At 67.7% G+C, this 24538-nt stretch carries 26 protein-coding genes and 1 riboswitch; of the genes, 4 read left to right on the top strand and 22 right to left on the bottom strand.

The window, feature by feature from the left end; all coding sequences use genetic code 11:
* Nucleotides 1–106 precede the first annotated feature (106 nt).
* From AC1RJ5_RS14940 to AC1RJ5_RS14915, 6 genes are all read right to left on the bottom strand, one after another.
* Nucleotides 107–1510: an efflux transporter outer membrane subunit gene (locus AC1RJ5_RS14940; protein ID WP_493114043.1), complete on the bottom strand. Its 1404-nt coding sequence runs from the start codon at nt 1508–1510 to the stop codon at nt 107–109.
* 4 nt (nt 1511–1514) lie between these two features.
* Entirely contained in the window at nt 1515–2645 is a 1131-nt protein-coding gene (locus tag AC1RJ5_RS14935) for an ABC transporter permease (protein ID WP_269573204.1), read from the bottom strand.
* A complete protein-coding gene (locus tag AC1RJ5_RS14930; RefSeq protein WP_184163716.1) occupies nt 2645–3775 on the bottom strand; it encodes an ABC transporter permease in 1131 nt (376 codons plus the stop codon). The genes AC1RJ5_RS14935 and AC1RJ5_RS14930 overlap by 1 nt, the downstream gene beginning before the upstream one ends.
* A complete protein-coding gene (locus AC1RJ5_RS14925) occupies nt 3772–5499 on the bottom strand; it encodes an ATP-binding cassette domain-containing protein (protein ID WP_493114040.1) in 1728 nt (575 codons plus the stop codon). The genes AC1RJ5_RS14930 and AC1RJ5_RS14925 overlap by 4 nt, the downstream gene beginning before the upstream one ends.
* 138 nt (nt 5500–5637) lie before the next feature.
* Nucleotides 5638–6645, bottom strand: coding sequence for an HlyD family secretion protein (locus AC1RJ5_RS14920; RefSeq protein WP_493114038.1), 1008 nt, complete (start codon nt 6643–6645; stop codon nt 5638–5640).
* Nucleotides 6642–7265: a CerR family C-terminal domain-containing protein gene (locus AC1RJ5_RS14915; RefSeq protein ID WP_493114036.1), complete on the bottom strand. Its 624-nt coding sequence runs from the start codon at nt 7263–7265 to the stop codon at nt 6642–6644. The genes AC1RJ5_RS14920 and AC1RJ5_RS14915 overlap by 4 nt, the downstream gene beginning before the upstream one ends.
* A 211-nt stretch (nt 7266–7476) precedes the next feature.
* A riboswitch (ZMP/ZTP riboswitch) is annotated at nt 7477–7556 on the top strand.
* An 18-nt stretch (nt 7557–7574) separates the two neighbouring features.
* On the opposite strand from AC1RJ5_RS14915, the gene AC1RJ5_RS14910 reads away from it, so the two are divergent.
* Nucleotides 7575–8264: a DJ-1/PfpI family protein gene (locus AC1RJ5_RS14910; RefSeq protein ID WP_493114034.1), complete on the top strand. Its 690-nt coding sequence runs from the start codon at nt 7575–7577 to the stop codon at nt 8262–8264.
* A 131-nt stretch (nt 8265–8395) separates the two neighbouring features.
* On the opposite strand, the gene AC1RJ5_RS14905 is transcribed toward AC1RJ5_RS14910, so the two are convergent.
* The 4 genes from AC1RJ5_RS14905 to AC1RJ5_RS14890 form a co-directional block, all read right to left on the bottom strand.
* Entirely contained in the window at nt 8396–9790 is a 1395-nt protein-coding gene (locus AC1RJ5_RS14905; RefSeq protein WP_493114032.1) for a UdgX family uracil-DNA binding protein, read from the bottom strand.
* 55 nt (nt 9791–9845) lie between these two features.
* A complete protein-coding gene (locus AC1RJ5_RS14900; protein ID WP_493114030.1) occupies nt 9846–10865 on the bottom strand; it encodes an SO2930 family diheme c-type cytochrome in 1020 nt (339 codons plus the stop codon).
* Nucleotides 10862–12061 (bottom strand): parallel beta-helix domain-containing protein, encoded by a 1200-nt coding sequence (locus AC1RJ5_RS14895; RefSeq protein WP_493114028.1) that lies wholly within the window; start codon nt 12059–12061, stop codon nt 10862–10864. Before AC1RJ5_RS14895 ends, AC1RJ5_RS14900 begins: the two co-directional genes overlap by 4 nt.
* 62 nt (nt 12062–12123) lie before the next feature.
* Nucleotides 12124–12489 (bottom strand): VOC family protein, encoded by a 366-nt coding sequence (locus tag AC1RJ5_RS14890; RefSeq protein WP_493114026.1) that lies wholly within the window; start codon nt 12487–12489, stop codon nt 12124–12126.
* A 107-nt stretch (nt 12490–12596) separates the two neighbouring features.
* Here AC1RJ5_RS14890 and AC1RJ5_RS14885 point away from each other — a divergent pair, with 107 nt between their 5' ends.
* Nucleotides 12597–13070, top strand: coding sequence for an Lrp/AsnC family transcriptional regulator (locus AC1RJ5_RS14885; protein WP_269573213.1), 474 nt, complete (start codon nt 12597–12599; stop codon nt 13068–13070).
* Here AC1RJ5_RS14885 and AC1RJ5_RS14880 read toward each other — a convergent pair whose 3' ends face one another.
* Together AC1RJ5_RS14880 and AC1RJ5_RS14875 are read right to left on the bottom strand one after the other, a co-directional pair.
* Entirely contained in the window at nt 13071–13553 is a 483-nt protein-coding gene (locus AC1RJ5_RS14880; protein WP_269573214.1) for a hemerythrin domain-containing protein, read from the bottom strand. It abuts the gene before it with no gap.
* Nucleotides 13554–13588: 35 nt separating this feature from the next.
* Nucleotides 13589–14842 (bottom strand): putative DNA modification/repair radical SAM protein, encoded by a 1254-nt coding sequence (locus tag AC1RJ5_RS14875; RefSeq protein WP_493114023.1) that lies wholly within the window; start codon nt 14840–14842, stop codon nt 13589–13591.
* Between the two features lie 73 nt (nt 14843–14915).
* On the opposite strand from AC1RJ5_RS14875, the gene AC1RJ5_RS14870 reads away from it, so the two are divergent.
* A complete protein-coding gene (locus AC1RJ5_RS14870; protein WP_493114021.1) occupies nt 14916–16127 on the top strand; it encodes a hypothetical protein in 1212 nt (403 codons plus the stop codon).
* 126 nt (nt 16128–16253) lie between these two features.
* Here AC1RJ5_RS14870 and AC1RJ5_RS14865 read toward each other — a convergent pair whose 3' ends face one another.
* From AC1RJ5_RS14865 to AC1RJ5_RS14825, 9 genes are all read right to left on the bottom strand, one after another.
* A complete protein-coding gene (locus AC1RJ5_RS14865; RefSeq protein ID WP_184163682.1) occupies nt 16254–16661 on the bottom strand; it encodes a hypothetical protein in 408 nt (135 codons plus the stop codon).
* A 50-nt stretch (nt 16662–16711) separates the two neighbouring features.
* A complete protein-coding gene (locus AC1RJ5_RS14860; protein WP_493114018.1) occupies nt 16712–17245 on the bottom strand; it encodes a demethoxyubiquinone hydroxylase family protein in 534 nt (177 codons plus the stop codon).
* Complete coding sequence (locus AC1RJ5_RS14855; protein ID WP_269573217.1) at nt 17242–17724, bottom strand: disulfide bond formation protein B; 483 nt, start codon at nt 17722–17724, stop codon at nt 17242–17244. Before AC1RJ5_RS14855 ends, AC1RJ5_RS14860 begins: the two co-directional genes overlap by 4 nt.
* Nucleotides 17725–17727: 3 nt before the next feature.
* Nucleotides 17728–19080: a S41 family peptidase gene (locus AC1RJ5_RS14850; RefSeq protein ID WP_269573218.1), complete on the bottom strand. Its 1353-nt coding sequence runs from the start codon at nt 19078–19080 to the stop codon at nt 17728–17730.
* Nucleotides 19081–19150: 70 nt separating this feature from the next.
* On the bottom strand, nt 19151–20323 hold the full coding sequence (locus AC1RJ5_RS14845; protein WP_493114016.1) for a murein hydrolase activator EnvC family protein: 1173 nt from the start codon (nt 20321–20323) through the stop codon (nt 19151–19153).
* A 4-nt stretch (nt 20324–20327) separates the two neighbouring features.
* Nucleotides 20328–20750, bottom strand: a complete 423-nt coding sequence (locus AC1RJ5_RS14840) for a 23S rRNA (pseudouridine(1915)-N(3))-methyltransferase RlmH (protein ID WP_493114014.1) — start codon at nt 20748–20750, stop codon at nt 20328–20330.
* A gap of 23 nt (nt 20751–20773) precedes the next feature.
* On the bottom strand, nt 20774–21154 hold the full coding sequence (rsfS, locus tag AC1RJ5_RS14835; RefSeq protein WP_493114012.1) for a ribosome silencing factor: 381 nt from the start codon (nt 21152–21154) through the stop codon (nt 20774–20776).
* 8 nt (nt 21155–21162) lie between these two features.
* Nucleotides 21163–21825: a nicotinate-nucleotide adenylyltransferase gene (locus tag AC1RJ5_RS14830; protein ID WP_493114010.1), complete on the bottom strand. Its 663-nt coding sequence runs from the start codon at nt 21823–21825 to the stop codon at nt 21163–21165.
* Entirely contained in the window at nt 21789–23042 is a 1254-nt protein-coding gene (locus AC1RJ5_RS14825; RefSeq protein WP_493114008.1) for a glutamate-5-semialdehyde dehydrogenase, read from the bottom strand. Before AC1RJ5_RS14825 ends, AC1RJ5_RS14830 begins: the two co-directional genes overlap by 37 nt.
* 48 nt (nt 23043–23090) lie before the next feature.
* On the opposite strand from AC1RJ5_RS14825, the gene AC1RJ5_RS14820 reads away from it, so the two are divergent.
* Nucleotides 23091–24155, top strand: coding sequence for a DUF3667 domain-containing protein (locus AC1RJ5_RS14820; RefSeq protein WP_269573223.1), 1065 nt, complete (start codon nt 23091–23093; stop codon nt 24153–24155).
* Nucleotides 24156–24159: 4 nt separating this feature from the next.
* On the opposite strand, the gene AC1RJ5_RS14815 is transcribed toward AC1RJ5_RS14820, so the two are convergent.
* Nucleotides 24160–24534 carry a hypothetical protein gene (locus tag AC1RJ5_RS14815; RefSeq protein WP_493114006.1) on the bottom strand — a complete coding sequence of 125 codons (375 nt, stop codon included), beginning with the start codon at nt 24532–24534 and terminating at the stop codon, nt 24160–24162.
* Between the last annotated feature and the right edge of the window lie 4 nt (nt 24535–24538).

Here is a 24538-nt window from a genome sequence, read left to right as displayed (position 1 = left end):
TTGCGCTGCTGCGCCGGGCAAACGCGATCTGCGAAGGGAAGGAAGCCGGCCTGCATCCGCCAGTTGGAGCAGGCGAAATCCTACATTGCTAGCTTTCCGGGCGCGCTCAGCTCCAGCCGCCGCCGAGCGCCTTGTAGAGCGCGGTCGCCGCCTGCGCCTTGGCGGCGCGGGCCTGCTGGTCGCGGCGGGTGGCGGCGAGCAGCGACTGCCGGGCACGTTCGAGCGTCAGCCGATCGTCCTCGCCGCGATCCGCGCGTTTCTGGGCAAGCGAGAACGCACTCTGCTCGCGTTCCAGCGACACCGCGGCGTCCTCCGCGGCGGCGCGGGCGTTGAGGAAGCGGTTGATCGCCACCTCGCTGTCCGAGAGCGCGCCGACCACGGCCTTTTCGTAACGCGCCGCAGCGGCATCCGCGCGGGCATCGGCGGCGCGGATCTGGGCGCGGATCGTGCCGCCCTGGAAGATCGGCCAGGAGAAGCTCGGCCCGATCTGGAGCCGGAAGGAATCGCCCGAGACGAGATCGCCGGGCTTGCGCGCCTGCTGGCCGATGCTGCCGAGCAGGCTGAAGCGCGGGAAGAGATCAGCGGTGGCGACACCGATATCGGCGGTCGCCGCCGCAAGCTCGCGTTCGGCGCGGCGGACATCGGGGCGCCGCTCGAGCAACTGGGAGCGCAGGCCGATCAGGATCGCGTCGGGGCTGGCCGGCAACGGACCCGCCATTTGCAATTCCGGCACCAGCTGCTCGGGCGGCACGCCGGCCAGAGTGGCGATGCGATAGGCGGCGGCGCTGGCCTGGGCGCGGGCGTTGGGCACGGCTGCCGCACTCGCCCTGGCGGCGCTGTCGGCACGGTCGAGCTCGAGCCGCGAGGCTTCGCCATGGTCGAAGCGGAGCTTTGTGAGACGCGCGAGCTCGGCATCCGAGGAGGCCTGCGCCTCGGCAGTAGCGCCATCGGCCTGGGCGGCGCGCAGGTCCATATAACCGCGGACGACTTCGGCGATCAGCGTGAGCATCACATCGCGCCGGGCATATTCGGCGCTTTCCTCGCGCGCGGTTGCGCCTTGCATCTGGCGAGTGCGGCGGCCCCAGAGATCGACTTCCCAGCTCGCATCGAAGCCGAGGTCGTAGAGCGGGAAATCGCGCGAGAAGCCGGGGAACGGGATGTTGCCGATCGGCAGCTGGCCATTGTTGCTCAGCACATTCTCGGTCGCCGAGCCCTTGGCAGTGACGCTGGGCAGGCGGCCGCCGGCGATCGCCTCGCGATTGGCGCGGGCCTCGGCCAGCCGGGCCTGGGCTTCCCGGAGGTCGGGGCTGGAGGTCACTGCGCGCCGGACCAGCGCCGAGAGTTGGGGATCGCCGAACCGGTCCCACCATTGCAGATCGACCTGGCCGGGCGCGCCTGCCTCAAGCCAGTCGGGCGCGGCCTTTGTCTCGGGCGCATGATAGTCCGGGCCGACCGTGCAGGCGGAAGCCAGCAGCATCGGCAGCAGGAACAGCGGGAGCGAACGGGTCATCTTGTTACTCCATGCGCGCACGGAAGAGCCAGGCCGAGGCGGAAAGCGTCACGCAGGCGATCAGCGCCAGCGGCCAGAGCTGGTGGAACACCGCCGCCGCCGGCATCGCCTTGAGGAACAGCCCCTGGACGATGGTAAGGAAATAGCGGGCGGGATCGAGATAGGTGATCGTCTGCAGCCAGTCCGGCATGTTGTCGATCGGGCTGGCATAGCCGGAAAGCAGGATCAGCGGCGTGGTGACGAGGAACACGCCGAGGAACGCCTGTTGCTGGGTCTGCGAGGCTGCGGAGATCAGCATGCCCAGCCCGATCAGCGCGAGCAGGTACATGCCGAGCGACAGGAAGAAGAGCAGCAGCGATCCGGTGAAGGGCACGCCGAAGACCAGGGGCGCAACCACCAGATAGACGCTGCCGTTGATCATGCCGATGATGAAGGGCGGCACCATCTTGCCGATCAGGATCTCATGGACGCGCAGCGGCGAGACCATCAGCTGGTCGAACGTGCCCAGTTCCCGCTCGCGCGCGACCGATTGCGAAGTGACGGCAAGCCCCGCCACCGAGGTGATGATCGCGACCAGCGAGGGTAAGGTGAACCAGATATAGTCGAGCGCGGGGTTGTACCAGTTGGTCACCACGCTGCCGCCCGCTGCCCCGCGCAGCTGGGGCGGGGCGAGCTCGGCACCCAGGGTGCCGGCGATATTGGTGATATAGCCGGTGACGATCTGGGCGGCGTTGGAGCGGCGGCCGTCGAGCACCAGGCCGATCGTCGCGCTCCGGCCGCGGGCGAGCTGCCGGTCGAAATCCTCGTCGATCACCAGGGCGGCGATCACCTTCTGGTTGTCGATCGCCGATTTGAGCTCGGCGGGGGTCGCCAAGCGCCTGATATGGCGGAAGTTCGGGCTGCCGGCGATGCGCTGGACCAGCTCGACCGAATGCGCGCCCGAGCTGCGATCGAGGATGCCGATATCGACATTCTTGACGTCGAGCGTGGTCGCATAGGTGAAGATGAACAGCTGCATCAGCGGCGGCACGAACAGCACCAGCCGCGACTGCGGATCGCGCAGCACCGCCCACATCTCCTTGACCATCATGGCGACCAACCGGCGCAAGCCGGCGCCTTCAAGGAGCCGCCGCATCAGTCGAGGCTCCGGCGGGTGACGCGGAAGGAGAGCGTGAAAAACACCATGCCGAACAACAGCATGATGCCGATATTGGGCAGCAGCAGCCCCCATTGGTCGCCGGCGAGGAACACCGTCTCGAGGCTGGGGATCAGGTAGCGCGCGGGGACGATATAGGTCAGCGCCTGGATCGGCCAGGGCATCGAGCCGATCTCGAAGATGAAGCCCGAGAGCAGGAAGGTGGGGAGGAAGGCCGAGAGCAGCGCCACCTGGCTGGCGACGAACTGGTTCTTGGTCGCCGCCGAGATGAACAGGCCGAGGCCCAGCGCAGGCATCAGGAACGCCGAGGAAATGGCATAGAGCGCGAAGATCGAGCCGCGGAACGGCACCCCGAACACCCAAACCCCGATCACCGCGCAAAGCGTCATCGAGGCCTGCGCCAGGAAGAAATAGGGGATGACCTTGGAGGCGATGAACTCGGCCATCGAGATCGGCGTGGCCATCATAGCTTCCATCGTCCCACGCTCCCATTCACGGGCGACCACCAGCGCGGTCAGCAGCGTGCCGACCATGGTCATGACATTGGCGATCGAACCGGGAACGAGGAAGAATTTGCTCTTGAGTTCAGGGTTGTACCAGTAGCGCGCCGAGACGATCACCGGGGCCTCGCGGGCACCGGGATTGCGCTCCAGTCCTTCGGCTGCGGCCCAGCTCGCCCGCACGCCCTCCCCGTAAGCCGCTGCGAAATTGGCGGTATTGGGCTGGGAGCCGTCGGTGACGATCTGGATCGGCGGCATGTGCCCGCGCTTGATCCCGGCGCCGAAATCCTGGGGGATGACGATCAGCGCGCGCAGCTCGCCATCGACCAGCTTGTCGCGCACCTGCGCCACCGTGCGGGCCTCGGTCACTTCGAAATAGCGCGAGTTCCTATAGGCTTGCGCCAGGCGGAGCGCGGGTGCGCTGCTGTCCTGGATCACCAGGCCGACGCGGGTGCGGGTGCTGTCGAGCGATACGGCATAGCCGAACAGGAAGAGCAGGATCATCGGCAGCACGAAGGCGATCAGGAAGGTCGATGGATCGCGCAGGATCTGCGCGGCCTCCTTGCGGACCAATGCGGCCAAGCGCCTGAGATCGAAGCGGAACCTCATGCGGCCTCGCGCGCCTCGCGCTTGCGGTCGAACGCCTCGATCAGGGCGATGAAGGCGTCTTCCATCGTCGGATCGGGGGCACCGGTGAGGCGGGCGGCTTCGGCCTTGAGCTCGTCCGGGGTGCCGGTAGCGATCTGCTCGGCGCGATAGATCAGGGTCGCGCGGTCGCAATATTCGGCTTCGTCCATGAAGTGGGTGGTGACCAATACGGTCACCCCCTTCTCGACCAAGCCGTTGATGTGCATCCAGAATTCCCGGCGCGTCACCGGATCGACGCCCGAGGTGGGTTCGTCGAGGAAGAGCACCGGGGGCTCGTGCATCACCGCGCAGGCCAGCGCCAGGCGCTGCTTGAAGCCCAGAGGCAAGGTGCCGGCGTTGACGTCGAGCTTGTCGTGCAGTTCGAATATCTCGATCATCGCCTCGATCGCACGCTGCGCCTTGTCGCGCGGCAGGTCGTAAGCCCCTGCAAAGAAATCGAGATTCTGGCGGACCGAGAGGTCGCCATAGAGGGAGAATTTCTGGGCCATATAGCCCAGCGACGCCCGGGCGGCGGCGGCGGACTTGCGGAGCGACTTGCCGGCGACCGCACCAGTCCCCGAAGTTGGCGAAAGTAGCCCGCAGAGCATCTTGAAGGTGGTCGACTTGCCAGCGCCATTGGGTCCGAGCAGACCGAATATCTGTCCCCTTGGGATGCGGAAGTTCATATCCCTGGCCGCGGTGAACGCGCCGAAGACCTTGGTGAGCCCGTTCGCCTCGATCGCGCAGTCCGTGGTCTCGGGGATCGTCCGGTAGCGTTCGGCGAGAGCGGAAGTGCCCTTGGGCCCGCCGCCCAGCCGCTCGATGAAGCCGTCCTCGAAGCGCGGGTCGGCGGTGTGAACTTCGGTGTCTGGTCCGGCCGCAAGCGCCTGGGCATCGGGCACCGGCTTGCCGTCGGCGACCAGCAGACGCACCGAGCGGCCCTGGATCGTGCCGTCGATCACGTCGTCACGGTCGAGCGCGCGGGTGAGGAACTGGCGGCGGCGCGCCTCGAAGCCGCTCACCCGGATCACCCGGTCCCGCACATGGCCGGTCAGCTCGGCGGGAGGACCGTCGAACAACAGCTTGCCTTCATTGAGCAAATAGACGGTGTCGCACTTCTCCGCCTCGTCGAGATAGGCGGTCGACCAGAGCACGCCGATGCCCTGTTCGGTAAGATCCCCCACCATAGCCCAAAGCTCGCGCCGGCTGATCGGATCGACGCCGACCCCGGGCTCGTCGAGCAGCAACACCTTGGGAGTCTTCACCAAGGCACAGGCAAGCCCCAGTTTCTGCTTCATGCCGCCCGACAGCTTGCCGGCCAGCCGGTCCTGGAAACGGGCGAGATCGGTGAACGCGAGCAGCCTGTCGAAACTATCCTGCTGCTCGCTTCGGGGCAGCCCGCGCACTTCGGCGTATAGTTTGAGGTTCTCGAGGACGGAGAGGTCTTCGTAGAGCCCGAAACGCTGGGGCATATAGCCGAGCGTTTCGAGCTTTTCCCCCGGCTTACCCCCCAGGACCGAAACAGTCCCCGAAGTGGGCGCCATCAGTCCGGCGAGGATGCGGATGAGCGTGGTCTTGCCCGCGCCGTCCGGCCCGACCAGGCCGGTGATGCGGCCGGGCTCGATCGCCATCGAGACACCGTCGAGCGCGGTGGTGGCGTCGAAGGTTTTTACGAGGGCGGTGGTGCTGGCGAGGGGTTGGGTCATTTCGCCCTCAGCCAAGTTCCCGCGTCACCCTGAACTTGTTTCAGGGTCCAACGCGCCTCAAGCGATATCGCCGGGGGAGCGTTGGATGCTGAAACGAGTTCAGCATGACGAAGAAGAGGGGGCAGCGACGCCACCTCCTCAATCCTTGTGCTTGGGCCGCGCGCCCGGCACCGAGACGCTGACCGGCTGGCCCTGGCGCAGGCCGTCGTCGGGATCGTCGATGATGATGCGGAGCTGGTAGACGAGATCGGTGCGGAGGTTCTCGGTCTCGACCGTCTTGGGCGTGAACTCGGCGCGGGGCGAGATATAGCCGATCGTGCCGTTGTAGCGCTTCGGGTTGCCGTCGGCGGTGACCACCACCTTCATCCCTGGGCCGATCCGCGAGAGATCGCTTTCCGCGACATAGGCACGCACCCGCAGCGGCCGCATGATCGCGAGCGTCAGCACCGTCTCGCCGGGCTGGACGATCGCGCCGGGCTCGCGGGCGCGGGTGACGACGGTGCCGTCGGTGGACGCGAGCAGGCGGGCGTCGCCGAGATCGGTGGCGGCGCTCTGGCGGGCGGCGGTCGCCGCGCGGACATCGGCGGCGGCGGCGGCCACGTCTTCCTTGCGGCTGCCGGCGTTCATCAGCGACAGCGCCTGCTGGGCCTGGGCGAGATCGGCGCGGGCCTTGTCGCGGGTGGCGACGGTCTGCTCCCAGATGTCGCGGCTGATCGCGCCGGGCTCGACCAGGGGCTGGCGGCGGGCATAGTCGCGATCGGCATCCTGGGCGACCGCGGCGGCGGCGGCGACCCGGGCACGGGCCTGGGCGATATCCTGCGCGCGGTTGCCGTTGCGGAGCTTGGCGAGCTGGGCCTCGGCCTGCGAGACCTTCGCATCGGCCTGGGCGATGCGGCTGTCGAGCGTGGCGGCATCGAGCGTGGCGAGCAGCTGGCCCTGCCTGACCTTGGCCCCCTCCTCCACCGTGATGCCCGAGATCCGACCATTGACCCGGAAGCCGAGATCGACTTCGCGGATATCGACATTGCCGTTCAACTTGAGCGCGCCGTCATCCTTCGCGCGGAACAGGCCGAAGCCGCTGGTGGCGATCGCGGCGATCACCAGCACGACGATGACGACGAGGATCGCGATGCGGCGACGGTTCATGCGGGATTCTCCGACAGGATGCAGAGGGCGTTGGCGCGCAGGCGGGCGCGGAGCAGTTTCTGGGTGGGCTCGTCGATCGTCTCGACCGAAAGGATGCGGGTGACCGCGGCTCGGGCGACGCGGAGCACCAGCGACTGGCCGAACAGCAGGATCCCCATCGCCAGCACCTCGCGCTCGCCGAGATCGGTGCGGACGCGCTTGAGCGTGGCGACGAAGGTCTCGACCACGCCCTGCATCACCCCGGTATAGAGCCGGTCGAACGCTTCGGTGGGGTTCTGCTGCTCGCGGGTGATGAACAGCGCCCAGGCTTCGGTCTGTGGGCTGAGCATCATCAGCGCGAAGCCGTCGAGCACGGCAAGCAGCGCCTCGATCGCTTCCTCGCGGCTGCCCTTCTCGGCGACGGCGCGGGCGGCTTCGAGGGCCGGCCCCTGGATGGTCTTGACGCTGGCGGCGATGTGATCGGCGGCGGCGAGATAAAGGCCGTGCTTGCCGCCGAAATGATAGGTGATCGACGACATCGCCGTGCCCGAGGCACGGGCGATCTCGCGCGTGCTCGCCCCTTCATAGCCGTGGCGGCCGAACTGCTCGATTGCCGTGTCGATCAGGATCTGGCTGGTCATCGCACCGAATCTTGTTCGTTCGAACGAACTAATATTGGATGCACGGATGTGAAGCAAGGGTTTGCTGGCGGGTTCCCTGTTTTGCTCCCCGGCGGAAGCCGGGGCCCAGGGTTTCTCTGCCGGATCGCCCGTTACCCTGGGCCCCCGGCTTTCGCCGGGGATCAGGTGGGACAGTGCTGCGTGACAGACGCGCATCACCGGCGTAGGTTCCCGCTGTTCGCGTGACTGGCGACTGGATGGAGCACCATCGGGAAGCGCGAATGCTAACGCCGCATCGCCTGGGCACCCCTTCGAGATTGGAGGATCCTGATGCCCGAACCGCTGCATATCGCTTTCCTGCTGTTCCCCGACGTGACCCAGCTCGACCTGACCGGGCCGGCGCAGGTGCTGTCGCGCATGGGGAATGTGACGCTCGACCTGGTGGCGAAGACCCGCGATCCGGTGCGCACCGATGCGCTGTTCGACCTGCATCCGACCGCCACTTTCGCCGAGGTGCCGCGCGCGGACCTGCTCTGCGTGCCGGGCGGGTTCGGCACGGTGGCGGCGATGGAGGATGCCGAGACCTTGGGCTGGTTGCGGCAGGTTGCGGAGGAAGCGACCTGGGTGACCAGCGTGTGCACCGGATCGCTGCTGCTCGGCGCGGCGGGGCTGCTGCGCGGATACCGATCGGCCTGCCATTGGGGATCGCGCGAGCAGCTCGCCTGGTTCGGCGCCGAGCCGGTGCCGGAGCGGGTGGTGTTCGATCGCAATCGGGTGAGCGGTGGCGGGGTGACCGCGGGGATCGACTTCGCGCTGGCGCTGACCGCGGCGATCCGGGGCGAGGACCATGCGCGGTTCGTGCAGCTGAGCCTGGAATATGATCCGGCGCCGCCGTTCGATGCCGGATCGCCGGAGCGGGCCGGGGCAGAGACGGTGGCGCGCTACCGGGCGATGGTGGAGAAGTTCGCGCCCGGGCGGGCGGAGAAGGTGAAGGGGATTGCGGAGCGGCTGGGGTTCTAGCGCGCAAATCCTCCCCCAGCTTGTCTGGGGGGAGGGGCGGCGGTGGTACACCGCCGTCTGCGACGGCGGCCCCTCCACCATTCGCTACGCGAATGGTCCCCCTCCCCGAGCAAGCTCGGGGAGGAATTGATTCAGGCCATCGCCTTCGCCGCGCCCTTGAGGTCCTCGACGAACGCGGCGAACTCGTCCTCCGCTTTCGCGCGGTCCGGCAGGCGGAGGAGGTAGCTCGGGTGGACCGTCACCCAGCCGCGGCCGCCATCGGGCAGGTCGAGCGCCCGGCCCCGCACCGCGCCGATCGTCACCGTCTTGCCGAGCATCTGGCGGGCGGCGGTGGCGCCCAGCGCGATCGTGAGTTCGGGCCTCACCAGCAGGCGCTCCTGCTCATACCACCAACGGCATGCCTGGATCTCGCCGGCATCGGGCTTCGAATGGATGCGACGCTTGCCGCGCGGCTCGAACTTGAAGTGCTTGACCGCGTTGGTGACGTAGACACTCGCGCGGTCGATCCCGGCCTGCGCCATCGCCCGGTCGAAGACTTCGCCGGCGGGGCCGACGAACGGGTGGCCGGCCAAGTCCTCCTGGTCGCCGGGCTGCTCGCCGACGATCATCATCCGGGCATCGGCCGGGCCTTCGCCGAACACGGTCTGGGTGGCGTGCCTGTAGAGGTCGCAGCGGGTGCAGTGCGCGGCTTCCTCGCGCAGGGCGTCCCAGGCATGCTCGACATTGCCGCCCGGCCTGGGCTGGGTCGCAACCATCGCTGTCTCCCGCTGGCGCGCGGTGGCGACCAACTCCTTGACCAACGCGGTCTCGGGCATGTTTTTCCAATATTTGCGCGGCATCTCCTTGAGCATCGCGCCGGTCTTGAGACGGGCCGGGTTGAAGATCGACGCGTAATAGGTCTTCCAGATATCCTCGACCGGGTCCTCGCCCGGGGCATCGGCGGCGGTTGCGCCGGGACCTTCGGAGAGCGTTTCGGTATCCCAGTGAAGCGAGAGCTCGGGGGTGAGGATCGACCAGCGCATCGAGGTGAAGCGCTCGACGAAGAAGCGGGCATTGGCGCGGACGATGTGGTGGATCGGCTCGAACCAGGCGACATAGCGCGTGTTGGGCTCGCCGGTGCCGGGAAAGGGTTGCGCGTCCTCGACTTCGCGGAAGCGGACAAAGGCGCGCATCTTGTGGATGTCGCGGCGGACCTCGCGGGCCATGCCCTCGAGCCGGCGGACCAGCGGATCGGCCGCGTCGGCGACGCGGTGGGGATCGCCCGCGAGCAGCGCGTAGAGCAGGGCGAAGCGCTCGGGGTCCGAATGGAGGATCGCCGACTGGGCGAGGTCGAGGAACGCGCGGGGGACCTTGAGCGGGCGCGGGGCGGCGGGGGGCAGCACCGCTTCATCGGCGAACAGGTCGACCGGGGTTTCGCCGACCTGCCAGAGGATCTCGGATGCGGGGACGCCGGCCTGGGCGAGGCCGCGCGCGGCATCGCGCCAGCCCTCGAAATCATCCTCGCTTGCCAAAGTAACTACGCGCAACGCTTGCCTCCAAAACCGTCATCCCCGCGCAGGCGGGGATGACGATGAAGGCGGTTTAACGCGCTGAATCGGATTTCGGCATCGATTCGATCCAGTCGCGGACCAGCGCGACGCCTTCCTTGTGGACCGTCGCGCGGCCGAGCTCGGGCATGGCGATGCCGGGGTCGGTCGATTGCATGCGGTAGAGCAGGATCGAGGCTTCCGGATCGCCGGGGACGATGTCGAAGTCGCGGGTGCCCGCCCCCCGGCCGGCGGCGGTGGGGCGCTTGAACAGGCCGCGCTGCTCGGGATCGGCGCGCCCGAGATCGAGGAACAGGCCCGAGTTGGACGCGGCGCCCTGGGGGTTGTGGCAATGGGCGCAGTTGATCTCGAGCCAGGCGCGCGCGCGCTGGTCGAGCGGCGCGGCGGTGTCGTTCCAGCGGGCGACCTTCGGGGCGTCGGCGGGGAGCCGGTCGAGCATGCCGGCGGCGAGCATCTGCTCGAGCTGGCCGCCATGGTTGAGATAGCGCGCCTTGATCCCGATCAGGACGACCTGGCCGGCAAGGCCGTGGCAGTCCTTGCACTGGTTCTGGTTGGGGACGGCATAGGAGATGCTGTGCCGCTCGCCGGAGGGGTCGGTGAAGGTGACGGGGATGCGCGTGCCGGCGCGCTTCACGTCGGCGTCGGTGCCCTCGGCGTTCCAGACATAGGGAATCGGGGTCCAGCCGCTGGCGCGGTGGAGCAGGACGCGCGTCTCGATCGGCTTGAACACGCCGTTCGTCCGGTAGCCGAAGGTCTTGATCAGCGCGGCGCCGACGGGGAGGTCGAGCGGCTTGTCGGGGTCGTATGTCGCCCGGCTGCCTTCGGGCAGATAGAGGTAGCGCTCCTTCTCGGCATAGTCGGAGAAGAGCGGGGTTTCGAGGGTATAGGCCATCAGCCGCGGGGCGGGGGTGCGGGCCTTGAGATCGGTGAAGAAGGCGTAGTCGGAGAGGTGCGCGGGCCAGCCTTCGGCGGTGATCGCGGCGTCGTTCACGCCCGTTGGACGGCCGAGCAGCGCGGCGGCGAACAAAGCGGCCGCGCCGAACAGCGCCTTCATTTGGCGGCGGCCTCCATCGATGCCGGCAGCTTGAAGGTCTGCCAGGGCGGCGGGATCTCGTTGTCGAGCTTGATCAGCTGCGGCTTGGCGGTGTCGAGCGGGGCACCGAGGGCGAGCGCAAGGGTGAGCACCGGACCGTCATCGCCGGTGAGCTTGACCTGGTCGCCACCGGTGCCGTCCCAGAAGACCGGCGGAAGCGTGCCGCCGAGCATCCTGGCAAGCAGCGCGCCGCCGGGCATGGCGGGGGCGAAGCCGGCGCGGCCATGCTTGTTGCCGGCAAGGCGGATGTTGCGGGGATAGGGATCATAGCCCTTGTCCTCGAACGGCTTGCGATAGGCGACGACCATGATGTTGGCGGTACCGTTGCCGCTGAGATCGTTGGCCGTCACGGTCACGTCGTTCTCGGCCATCACCAGCACGCCGGTACCGGTGGGCACGGTGGCGACGATGTTGCCGGGCGGAGCGAAATTGGGGGTGTCGTTGTCGACCACCTTGTTGCCGGTGACATTGACCCAGCCGGCGCCGCGCTTCGGCAAGGCGGGCAGGTCGAACACCAGGATGCCGCCGGTATTGTGGGTGGCGAGGTTGTTGGTGACCTCTGCGAAGCCGCTATTCTCGATCTCGATGCCGGCGACATTGTATTTCGCCACCGAGTTGCGGACGATGATGCGGTTGGACTGGCCGACATAGATGCCGGCATCCGATGCGCCCATGACCGTCACGCCGTCGATCAGCACGTCGCTGCTCTCGACCGGGTAGACGCCATAGGCGCCGTTGGTCGCCTTGGGGCCGCCAGTCCATTCGACGCGGATGTTCTTGTAGACGATCCGGTCAGCACCCTTGGACTTGATGCCGTCGCCCTTCGAATCCTCGACCGCGAAATCGCGGAGTACAACGTCGTCGGACGTGACGAGCAGCCCCTCGCCCGCCCCGAGCTGGCCCTTGAAGCTGAGCACCGTCCTGTCCTGCCCGGCGCCGCGCACCGTGACGCCGCCCACGTCGAGGCTGAGGCCGTCGGTCAGCTCGAAGCGGCCGGCGCCGATGCGGACGGTGTCACCTGGCTTCGCGTCGAGCAGGGCGGACTGGAGGCGTTCCTGGGCATTGGGGCCCGCCTCGACGATGATGTCCTTCGCCAGGGCCGGAGTCGCGACAAGCATCGCGCAGGCGAACGCGGCGGGCGCACAGAGTCGAAGCATCCCTCTCTCCCTATTTTTGGGAGGATGATACGCCGATCAGGACGAATTGACAGTCCTGTCAGTTAGGCCGGCTCGGGGTGGTGGCAGACGAACTCGATCAGCCGCCCGTCGGGATCGCGCAGATAGCCGGCATAATAATCAGGGTGGATATGAGGCGCGAGCGCGGGCGCGCGATCGAGGACATGGCCGGCGGCGCGGCCTGCGGCATAGATTCGATCCACGGTGGCGCGATCGGGTGCGGCGAAGGCGAAATGAAGGTCCGACGGCACTTCGCCCTCGACCAGGAACAGGTCGAGCGCGGCGTGGTTGCCGAAACCCTTGGCCGGTCCGTCGACCTTCTGGCTGTAGCCGAGCGGGGCGAGGGTATCGGCGTAGAAGGCCAGGCTCTCGGCGAGGCGGGCGGTGCGGATCTCGATATGGTCGATCATGAAACTCTCCTTCGTGCTGAGGAATAAGGCCGCGCGGCGCGGCCTTTCCGCGAAGGCGGGGATCAAATCGCCGGATTTCGGCGCATTTGCCCGCTAGGATGCCGGCGATGGCCCGATCCGATCTCGACCGCTTCGACCGCAAGCTCCTCGTCCTCGTCCAGCGCGACGCCGGCCAGACCGCCGAGGCGCTGGCCGCGCAGGTCGGACTGTCGGCATCGGCGGTGCAGCGCCGGCTGAAGCGGCTGCGCGCGACCGGGGTGATCGTCAGCGAAGTCGCGGTGGTCGACCCACTCAAGGTGGGGAAGCCCAATTTCTTCCTGGCGGCGCTCGAGATCGAGCGCGAACGGCCCGAGCTGATCGCCCGGCTGCGCCAGTGGATGGCCGCGGAGGAGCAGATCCAGCAGGTCTATTACGTCACCGGCACCGCCGATTTCGTGCTGGTCGTCGTCGCGTCCGATGTCGGCGCCTATGACGCGCTGATGAGCCGGCTGATGGCGGACAATCCCAATGTCCGCCGCTTCACTACCAATGTCGCGCTGGGGGTGGGCAAGCGCGGGCTGGTCGTGCCGATTCCCGACTAGCTATTCGCGCGCGTCGCCGGGGGGATTGGCCTCGGCGCGCGCCAGTTCCCTGGGCTTGCGCTTCTCGAACAGCTTGCCGAGCGCTTCTTCCTGTGCCGCGCTGAGATGCTTCGCGGCGGTGGGAAACATCTCTTCCTCTTCCTCGTCGATATGGTGGAGATAGCGGTGGCGCATCTCCTTGAACTTCACCAGCCAGCCGGGCGAGGACATGTCGGTGTCCATCAGTTCGCCGAGATAGTCGTCGACTTCCTTGTGCTCCGACACCGAATGCCGGGCGTCCTCGCGCAGCTCGGGATCGGCGAGCATCGTCGCGTAGAGTGCCTCTTCCTCGGCGGCCGCATGGGCCTGCAGCTCGAGGCGAAGCTGCTCGAACAGCTCGCGGCGGTCCTTGCTGTCGCCCGAGGTCTCCCCCACCCGCTCGAGCAGGTCGCGCTGGCGGTCATGGTCGGCAATCAGATCGGCGAAGATGCGTGCGTCGGCCATTCTACTCTCTCCCTTGGTCGGGGAGTCAGAACCGATCAGGCCGCAAATAGTTCTAACTGCTCGCGTTTCGGCGCGACGAGGCTGCGCAGGTCGGCGCGATCGGACAAGGCGACCGGGCGCCAGTCGGCAGCGACAAGGAACGGGCGGACCTTGGCGATCGAGGCCGTCAGCCGCGCGACATCGGCGAGCTGGAGGCGGCGCATGCGGCGAGCGGAGAGAATCGCATCGACGGCTTTTACGCCGAGACCGGGGACACGCAGCAGCAGCTCGCGCGGGGCGCGGTTGACGTCGACCGGGAAGGACTCGCGGAACTTGAGCGCCCAGGCGAGCTTGGGATCGATATCGAGCGGGAGCATTCCGGTGGCGGGGTCGGCCGCCGCCGCGACTTCCCTGGGCTGATACTCGTAGAAGCGCATCAGCCAGTCGGACTGGTAGAGCCGGTGCTCGCGCATCAAGGGCGGGCGCTGGAGCGGCAGGACCGCGCTGGCATCGGGGATCGGGCTGAACGCCGAATAATAGACGCGGCGGAGCTGGAAGCGGTCATAGAGCCCGGCGGCGCGGGTGATGATGTCGCCATCGGTAGCGGCATCGGCGCCGACGATCATCTGGGTCGACTGGCCGGCGGGGGCGAATTTGGGCGCGGACTTGTAGCGCTTGCCGGCGTCCGTGGTGTCGTCGATCGCGGCGCGGACATCCCGCATGGCGCCTTCGATGCGCGGGGCCGATTTCTCGGGCGCGAGCCGGGTGAGGCCGGCGACCGTCGGCAGCTCGACATTGATCGAGACGCGATCGGCATAAAGGCCCGCCTGACGGACCAGCTCGGGATCGGCATCGGGGATGGTCTTCAAGTGGATATAGCCGCGGAAATCATGTTCCTCGCGCAGCAGCCGGGCGACGCGGACGATCTGTTCCATCGTATAGTCGGACGAGCGGATGATGCCCGAGGAGAGGAACAGCCCCTCGATATAGTTGCGCCGGTAGAAATTGAGCGTGAGGTCGACGACTTCCTCGGGCGTGAAGCGGGCGCGGCGGACGTTCGAGCTCTTGCGGTTGATGCAATAATGGCAGTCGAAGATGCAGCTGTTGGTCAGCAGGATCTTCAAGAGCGAGATGCAGCGGCCATCGGGCGCATAGGCGTGGCAGATGCCCATCCCCTCGGTCGAGCCGATCCCGCCCTTGGGACCGCTCGCCGCGTTGCGTTTCGTCGTGCCGGAGGACGCGCAGCTCGCATCATATTTGGCGGCATCGGCCAGGATGGCGAGCTTTGCGCGGAGATCGAGCTGCGACATTTGTTCCTTCTATGTTCCTGATATTGCAGTGTCCAGTGGGTTGTGGGAGGAGGCGCGGCGAAGGGAGCGCGGGATGCGGCTGACGATCGACCGGCAATTCAGGATCCTGCTGATCGGCCTGGCGGTCACCTGCCTGCTCGGCTTCAGCTTCAAGCAGCATTGCATGCCCGGCGGCTGGACCGATTCCGAGCAGTATATCACCGGCTGCTACAGCGACGCGGTGCCCTTCTGGACCGCGCGCGAAGTGGACAAGGGCAGGATCCCGTACCTGCAGACCCCGATCGAATATCCGGTGCTGACCGGGGCGGCGATCTGGATCGAAGGCGCAGCGACGCACCTGTTCTTCGGCGCCCGCGCCAATGACGCCAAGTTCCTGGGCGTGGTGACGGCGGTGAACATCGCCCTCGCCTTCCTGGTGCTGTGGATGTTGTGGCGCGCGGGGGTCGACCGCAAGCGGCTCTGGTGGTGGGCGGCAGCACCGCCGCTGGTGCTTTATGTCGGGCACAACTGGGACATGATCGCGGTGACGCTGGCGGTGGCGGCGCTGCTCCAGGCACGCGAGAACCGGCTGGTGCGCGCGGCGGCGGCGGCGGGGCTGGGCGTGGCGGCCAAGCTGTTCCCGATCGTGATCCTGCCGCTGATCGGGCTCTCCGCCCTGTTCGAGCGCGGCAAGGACTGGGTGCAGCGCCTGCGCCGCGCTGCGCTGGTGACGCTGGCGGCGATCGCTGCCTGGGCAGCGGTGAACCTGCCCATCGCACTGCTCGCACCGCGCAACTGGAGCGAATTCTATCTGTTCTCGCAATCGCGCAGCGGCACTGCGGCGGGGACCTGGGACGTGCTCGGCAATCTCGGCTGGCTGCCGCTGAGCATCGAGGACAAGAACCTCTACGCGACCCTGGCCTTCGCGATCGGGGCGGCGGCGATCGTAGCGCTGGGGTGGCAGCGGCACCGCGACCGGCTGTGGCTGCTGGCGACGCCCGTGCTTGCCTGGTTCATGCTGACCAACAAGGTCTATTCGCCGCAATTCGACCTGTGGCTGTGGCCGCTGCTGGTGATGACCGCGCCGCGCCTGTTGCCGGTGGCGCTGTTCGCGCTGGCGGGGATCGCCGCCTATTTCGCCGAATTCTGGTATTTCGCCGGGATGGACGGCGTGTGGCCGGCGGCCAGCACGATTGACATCGCCTGGGCGGCCGCGGCGCGCGGGGCGGTGATGCTGTGGATCATCATGGATTGCCTGCGCCGGGAGCCGCCGGAATGGGTAGGGCGCTGGCCGGTTCGGGGGTAGCGCGGGTCCGCCATTTCCATTGTCCTTCCCGCGAAGGCGGGAATCCATTGGCGTCGGCTTTGATGAGACTCTTTTCGGCCAGCCTGAATGGATCCCCGCCTTCGCGGGGATGACGATTCGATCAGCTCAAGGCAGCGGCAGGTTCTGTTCGGCCTTGCGGCGGGCGCGGGTTTCGGCGCGGGCGGCGGTGGCGCGCTTGACGAAGCAGCCGGTGCTGCCGTTGGCGCCCACAGAGGTGCAGCTGCCGGTACCGAAATTGCCCGCGGTCACCGCGTCCTGCGAGCGCACCGCCCAGCTCTCGGTCTTCTGCGGCGGCCCACCCTGGTCGCGCAGGTTCGACGGGATACGGAAGCGCTCGGCCTCGTCGAGGCGCTTGCAGACCACGATCTCTTCGCCGTTGCTGTTCGTCGGGCACTTGTCGTTGCCATAGATGATCAGCACGCTGTTCTGCGCCGAACTCTGCGCATGGGCAGCGGCGGGCATCAGCATCGGGACGGCGGCGAGCGCGCCCGCGATCAGGATCCGGTTCAACATCGGCTTACTCCTCTATGCCGTGCATCGGGGACAACGGCTGAACAGACGCTTTATATCCGTTTCGATACCGCAATGGCAGCCCAGCAACCGGCGCGGATCAGGGTGGAGAGCAGCGGATAGGCCGGGGCCTGTTCCGCGCCATGCTCCAGTGCCGTATCGCGGTGCTCAAGCTCCTCGTCGCGGAACTTCGCGACCGCTTCGCTGAGCTCGGGATCGCCCGTGCCCAGCTCCTCGAGCTGCTGCTGGTAGTGAAGATCGATCTCCGTCTCGATCGCGGCGGTGCAGGCCATCGCCGCCTCGGGACCCATCGCCGCGGTGACCGCGCCGAGCGCGAAGCCGGCGACGTTCCAGAAGGGCTGGAGCGCCGTCGGGCGCACGCCGCGCCGCGCGATCATCGAATCGAAGAATGCGCGGTGGCGTTCCTCCTGGATCGCCATGCCGGCGATCATCCGCGCCATCGGGGTGCGATCGCCCATCACCGCCAGCTGGCCGGCATAGATGCGCGTCGCGCCATATTCGCCCGCCTGATCGACGCGGACCATCGAGGACGTCCCCTCGCGCCGATCGCCGGGCTTCCAGCTCATGCGCGGCCCTTCCGCAGGGCCAGCGCGAAGATCGCGGCGGCGCCGGTGAGCGAGAAGATCGCGTTGAACCCGGCCAGGCTGATGCCGAACAGGGTCCATTGCGGCACGTCGCAGCGGATCAGCGGACGGCGCAGCGCGTCGGTCAGCATGTCCATCGGGTTGGCGCCGTGCACCTGGGCGGTGCAGGCGGTGATGCCCTGCCACCATTTATACTCGACCCCGGCATGGAACACGCCGATGCCGCCGCTGATCGCCACGGCAAGGCCGGCGAGCAGGACGAGCCCGAGCTGGGCGCGGCGATCCTTCACCAGGAAGGCCGAGAGCGCGATCAGGATCGCGGCATAATGCGGATAGCGCTGCCACCAGCACATCTCGCACGGAACCAGCCCGAAATACTCGGTGGTGTGCGCGCCGCCGACCAGAGCGAGCGGCAGCAGGAGCGCGAGCCAGCGGGCGGCGCAGAAAGTGTCGATACGCATGGCTTACTTGCTCTTGGCAGCGGCGACCTGGGTCTTGGGACCAAGGCGGGAGATGGTCTGGAGGGCGTAGTGGAGCTGGAAGTCTTCCACGCCTTCCTTCTTCAGCTGATCCGCCGTCTTGGCGAAGCGCGGATCGGTGCGCTGATCATCCTCGAGCACCGAATCATCGACCTTGTCGTTGTTGATCAGGTGCGCGCGCAGGTCCGCCTCGCGGATCGAGGGGCGGCTCTTGTAGTCGGGATCGGTGAGCTGCGGCACGAGCAGATCGGGCTTGATGCCGCCTTCCTGCACCGAGCGGCCCGACGGCGTGTAGTAGCGCGCGGTGGTGAGGCGCAGCGCGGCGCGCGGGCCCATCGGCAGGATCGACTGGACCGAGCCCTTGCCGAAGCTGCGCACGCCCATGACGAGCGCGCGGTGATGATCCTGGAGCGCGCCGGCGACGATCTCCGAGGCCGAGGCGGTGCCCGCGTCGATCAGCACGACGACCGGCAGCCCCTTGGCGAGGTCGCCCGGGATCGAGGTGATGCCGGGCTCGTTCACATCGGCATACCAGCGCTCGATATCGCTCTTCTCGCGGCCGCGCTGCGAGACGATCTCGCCGTGCGACAGGAACACGTCGGAGACTTCGATCGCCTGGCTGAGCAGGCCGCCGCCATTCTCGCGCAGATCGACGATATAGCCGAGCGGCTTGTGCCCGAGCTTCTTGTCGATCTCCTGGATCGCCTTGACCGTGTCCGCGCCGGTCTGGGCGGTGAAGGTGTTGATGTTGATGATGCCGACACCGTCCTTGACCTCCCACTTCACCGGCTTCTGCACGATGATCTCGCGCTTCATGGTGAAGGTGAGCGGCTTGTCGGCGCCCGGGCGGACCACGGTGAGCGTGACCGAGGTGCCCGGCTTGCCGCGCATCTGCTCGATCGCTTCGTCGAGGCTGCCGCCGACGATGAACTTGCCGTCGATATGGGTGATGAAGTCGCCCGACTTCATGCCCGCGCGGGCGGCCGGCGTATCCTCGGTCGGGGCGACGACCTTAACCGCGCCGTCCTGCTGGGTGACGGTGAGGCCGAGACCGCCATAATTGCCGTCGGTCTGGATCTTGAGATTGTCGAAATCGAGCCCGTCGGCGAAGCTGGAGTGCGGATCCAATGCGGCGAGCATGCCCTGGATCGCGCCCTTCATCAGCGTGGCGTCGTCGACCTTGTCGACATAGTTCGCCTTCACCTGGCTGTAGACTTCCATGAAGGTGTCGAGCTCCTTGAAGCTCGACGTATCGACGCCGGCCATCGCGCCCGAGGCGACGGGAACGAGCGCCAGCGCGCCGACGGCGGCGGTGACCTGAAGGAACGAACGGAGCATCAACAACTACTTTCCGGAAACGCGTTCGAGGGACAATCTAGGCCGGGATCGCGGCAATTGCACGGCACAATCAGCCGAGCAGGCGCGCAAGGTCCATGGGTTCGCCGCGGCGGCGCAGCTCTACGGTGACGCGGGGGGCGTCGCTTGCCGGGGCGCGGCCGATGCGGGTGCCCTGGCTGATCTGCTGGCCGACGCGCACCGCGATGCCGCCTAGGCCGGTGACCGAGCTGGTCCAGCCATTGCCGTGATCGATGATGACGACCCCGCCATAGTCGCGGAACGCGCCGGCATAGAGGATACGGCCGGCGGCGGGCGCGACGGCATCACTATTGGCGGCGCAGGCGAGAGTCACGCCGCGGGCGCGCACGCCGGTGAGCGAAAGCTCGCCCATGCCGGTGACGACGGCTCCGGCGACGGGCAGCACATAGGGTGCGCCGAGCTTGCGGGCCGGTGCCGGTGCGGCGCTGCCCGGGCGGGGCAGCGGTCCGGGAAGGGCTGCGAGACCGGACTGGATCTCCGCCGCTTCGCCCGCCGTCTCCATCTGGTCGACGATCTCGCGGGCGCGCTCGCCGAGGGCAATGGCGCGGTCCGATTCGACCAGCGCGCTGGAGGCGAGCTGGGCCGAGCGGGCGCGGTGATCGGCCTCGAGCCTGACCAGCGCGGTCCGCTCATTCTCGATGCGCTGCCGGGCCTCGCGGAAGCTGTTGACCGCGGCCAGGGCATCGGCACGCAGTGCACGGATGCGAGAGAGTTCGGCGCGGACGTCGCGGGTACGCGCCTCGACCACGGGCATCACGGTGCCGAGCACGGCGCGGACATGGACCATGTCGGCGGTCGAGCCCGGCTGGACGAGGCCGAGCACCGCGGGGCGGCGGGCCATCGACTGGAGCGCGGCGATCAGGCGGAGGATCGGGCCCTGGCGCTCGGCGACGCGGGTGCGCTGCTCGGCCAGCTGGCGATCGACGATACCGATACGGGCGCGGGCAGCGGCGATATCGGCCTCGGCAGCCTTGATCCGCTCGGCGGCGGCGGCTTCCTGGGCGCGGGCGCGCAGGGCCTGGTCGCGCTCCGAGGCGGCCTGGCGCTCGAGCGCGGCGCTACGCGCCTGGGCGGCCTGGGACTGGGCAGTGGCGTCGCGCAACCTGCCCTGCTGCTCGGCCAGACCCGGCGCCTGCGCGGCGGCGAAACTGCCGCTGGCGAGGATCGCGACGGTGCCGGCAAGGATGGCGAGCGGGCGGAGCATGCCGCTAGCCTTCGCGATGATAGGGGTGGTTGGCAAGGATCGAGGTGGCGCGCCACAGCTGCTCGGCGAGCATCGCGCGGGCCATCATGTGCGGCCAGGTGGCGCGGCCGAAGCTGATCAGCACGTCGGCCTGGGCTCGAGCCGCATCGTCAAAGCCGTCCGCCGCGCCGATCAGGAATCGCGCCTCGCGCACCCCGTCGTCACGCCAGCTGCCGAGCCGCTCGGCGATCGCCTTGGACGGCAGGTTCTCGCCCAGCTCGTCGAGCATGACGATTCGGGTGGTGCCGGAAATGTCAGGGATCCTGCCGCCGGTATCGGGCAGCTCGGTAACCCGCGTCGGCCACTGGATGCGCTTGAGATAGCGATCGACCAGCTCGGCCTCGGGACTGCGCCCGATCTTGCCGCGCGCGACGATGTGTAGCTGCATCGCCCGCGCGGCCCTTTACCGAATCAGGCCTGGCCGGCTTCGCCGAACGACCACATGCGCTCAAGATTGTAGAAGCTGCGCACTTCGGGACGGAACAGGTGGACGATCACGTCACCGGCATCGATCAGCACCCAATCGGCGGTGGGCAGGCCCTCCACGCGCGGGGTGCGGCCGAACTCGGCCTTGATCTTGTCGGCGAGCTTCACCGCCATCGACGCGACCTGGCGCGTCGAGCGGCCCGAAGCCACGACCATATAGTCGGCGATGCTGCTCTTGCCGGCGAGCGGGATCGAGACCGTCTCGACCGCCTGATCGTCGTCGAGCGACGCCATCACGAGCTGGTGCAGCGCCTCGACGCCACCATTGGCATCGGAGGAACGCAGAACATTGGGCGATGTGGCCAAGGGGCCTCCTAGGGTTGCAACAAACCTGTGTGGTGTTGGGATGGAGACGACGCAACGTAACGCCGGTGCCAGGCGGGATCGGCGGCCCGAAGGCTCGTCGCCGAAGTAGGATCGGGGCGGAAGCGCAACAGCACGAGGGCCGGCAATCTCCAACGCGTCCAGTTCTTCGCCTGGCCTGCGGGCCACACAGCGCGCCGCAGCCAACCCATTGCAGGACTTGCATGGGCGCCGCGATCATATCCCGGACGGGCGATCACCGCAATCGGAACCTGCTCGGCAATGTCACGCCAGCGTTCCCATTTGTGGAACTGGGCGAGATTGTCGGCGCCCATCAGCCAGATGAAGCGATGCTGGGGGAACAGCCGGGGCAGCTTGCGGACGGTATCGGCGGTGTAGCGCGTCTTGATCCGCTTCTCGATGTCCGACACCCGGATCGGCGCGTGGCGGGCCATGCGCTGGGCCGAGGCCATGCGCAGCTTGAACGGCGCCATGCCCGCCTTGTCCTTGAGCGGATTGCCGGGCGAGACCAGCCACCACACCTCGTCGAGCCCCAGCGCGCGGATCGCGTGGATCGAGAGCTTGCGATGCCCCTTGTGCGCCGGATTGAACGAGCCGCCGAGCAGGCCGATGCGCTTCAAGGGCGCGCCTGCCCCGTGCCGCGGACCACCCATTTATAGGTCGTCAGCCCTTCGAGCGCGACCGGGCCGCGCGCATGCAGCCGGCCGGTCGAGATGCCGATCTCGGCGCCCAGCCCGAACTCGCCGCCATCGGCGAACTGGGTCGAGGCGTTCCACACCACGATCGCGCTATCGACCTGGGCGAGGAATTTCTCGGCCACCGCTTCATCCGCCGTAACTATCGCATCGGTATGGTGCGAGCCGTGCGCGGCGATATGCGCCATCGCATCATCGACGCCGTCGACCCGCTTCACCGACAGGATCGAATCGAGATATTCGGTATCCCAGTCCTCATCGCTCGCCGCGACCATGCGGGGCTCGAGCGCCTGGAGATCATTATCGCCGCGCAGCTCGCAGCCGGCATCGGCCAACGCGGCGAGGATCGGCGCGGGATCGCCAAAGGCGCGATCGATCAGCAGCGTCTCGGTCGCCCCGCAGATGCCGGTGCGGCGCATCTTGGCGTTGAGCGCCAGTTCCTTCGCCATCGCCGGATCGGCGGCGCCATCGATATAGGTGTGGTTGAGCCCGTCGAGATGCGCGAGCACAGGCACCCGCGCCTCAGCCTGGACACGGGCGACGAGGCCCTTGCCGCCGCGCGGCACGACCATGTCGATCGCCCCCTCGGCCGTCAGCATCGCGCCGACCGCGGCGCGATCGGTGATGGGCACGAGCTGCACCGCATCCTCGGGCATGCCGCCTTCGGCCAGGCCGCGAGCCAGCGCCGCGTGGATCGCACGATTCGAACGGATCGCTTCGGAGCCGCCGCGCAGGACCGCGGCATTGCCCGCCATCGCGCAAAGCGCTCCGGCATCGGCGGTAACGTTGGGCCGGCTCTCATAGATGATGCCGATCACGCCGATCGGCACCCTGACCCGAGTGAGGACCAGGCCATTGGGCCGCTCGACCCGATCGAAGACGTCGCCGACCGGATCGGCGAGCCCGGCCACCGCCTCGACGCCGGCGGCCATGCTCTCGATTCGCTTCTGGTCGAGCTTGAGCCGATCGAGCAGCGCACCGGACAGGCCATTCGCCTCGGCGGCGGTCATATCCTCGGCATTGGCGGCCTGGATCGCAGCGGCGTCCGCGCGAATCGCGGCGGCGGCGGCGCGCAGCGCAGCCGCCTTGGCCGGGGTCGGCATCGCGGCAAGCTTCGTGGCGGCGAGGCGGGCGCGGGCGGCCATTTCGGCAATCAGGGTTGCTGCGTCAGTCATGATTCCACCCGCTAGCACGTGCAGCATGAAGCTGGTAGCCAAGGCCGCATGTCGGGGGAAATCGAAGCAGCCGGGGAACTGGCGACTGGGGCGTTGCTTGGCCGTGCGGTCGAGCCGGGGGCAGGCGAAGGGCATGGCGAGGGCCATGGCCTATGCCTCAATTGCGGGACCGCGCTGATCGGATCGCATTGCCATAATTGCGGGCAGGCGGGGCATGTCCACCGCTCGCTGCACGCGATCGGGCACGACATCCTCCACGGCGTCTTCCATTTCGAAGGCAAGTTCTGGCGCACTCTGCCGATGCTGGCCTGGCGCCCGGGCGAGCTGACCAAGCGCTATATCGCCGGCGAGCGCGCGCGCTTCGTCTCGCCGATGGCGATCTTCCTGTTCTCGGTCTTCGCGATGTTCGCGGTCTTCTCCTGGGTCGGCATCTCGGCGCCGACCGAATTCAACGGCAGCAATCTGAAGCCGGTGGCGGCGATCGACTATGCCAAGAAGGACGCGCGCGAGAAGCTGGAGAAGGCACAGAAGAAGCTGGCCACCGCGAAGGACGAGGACGACAAGCAAAGATACCGCGAGCGCATCACCGATGCGCAGAACGACCTTGCCGGGCTCGACAAGGCCGCCAAGTCGCTGGCCGAGGGCAACCTGGATGTGACCACTTCGGAGGCACATACCGGCTGGCATGCGCTCGATCACGGCATCGAGAAGTGGCAGAAGAACCCTGCACTGATGCTCTACAAGCTCCAGTCGGCCAGCTACAAATTCTCCTGGCTGCTGATCCCGCTGTCGCTGCCCTTCCTGTGGTCGCTGTTCTTCTGGAAGCGCCAGTACAAGCTGTACGACCACACGATCTTCATCATCTACTCGATCTCGTTCATGTCGCTCTTCTACATCGTGGTGGCGATCGCCGCCGCGATCGGCCTGCGCAGCGGGCCGCTGGGGATGGTGGCGGTACTGGTGCCCTTCATCCACATCACCCGGCAACTGAAGCAGGCCTATGACATCGGCTGGTTCTCCGCGTTCATGCGGGCCTGGGTGCTGACCTTCTTCATCAGCTGGATCCTGGTGTTGTTCGTGCTGATCCTGGTGGCGCTGGGGATGTTCGGATGAGGCTTCATGCCGTCGGGCAAGGGAAGCGCCGATCGAGCTGAGCGAAGATCGCTGCATCCATCGGGGCGGCGCGTTGTGCCTCGGACAGTTTTTCCAGATCCGCGACGAGCGCGTTGATATCGACCGTCGCCTTGCTGCCCTTGGCGGGGCAGGCACGCGGCGGACGTCCGGCGGCCTTGTCCGCATCGAGCAGCGCCTTGTAGCGACTGAAGCTCGGCGCGAGGCGCTCGGCAAGCCGGCTGAACTTGGCGACTTTCTCCCCGCGATCGGTCTCGGCTTGCGCGACACGCCACTCGCCCAGGAAATCGGCGATGGTCAGGTTCGGCGCCTCCTGCGCAGCGGCGGCCGACAGCAGTGCAAGCGGGATCAGAAAGCGCACGAAA

Source organism: Sphingomonas sp. GW822-FHT03G08 (assembly GCF_058801135.1).
The sequence above is the reverse complement of the archived record's forward strand: the minus strand, read 5'-3'. Positions and strand labels throughout refer to the sequence as shown.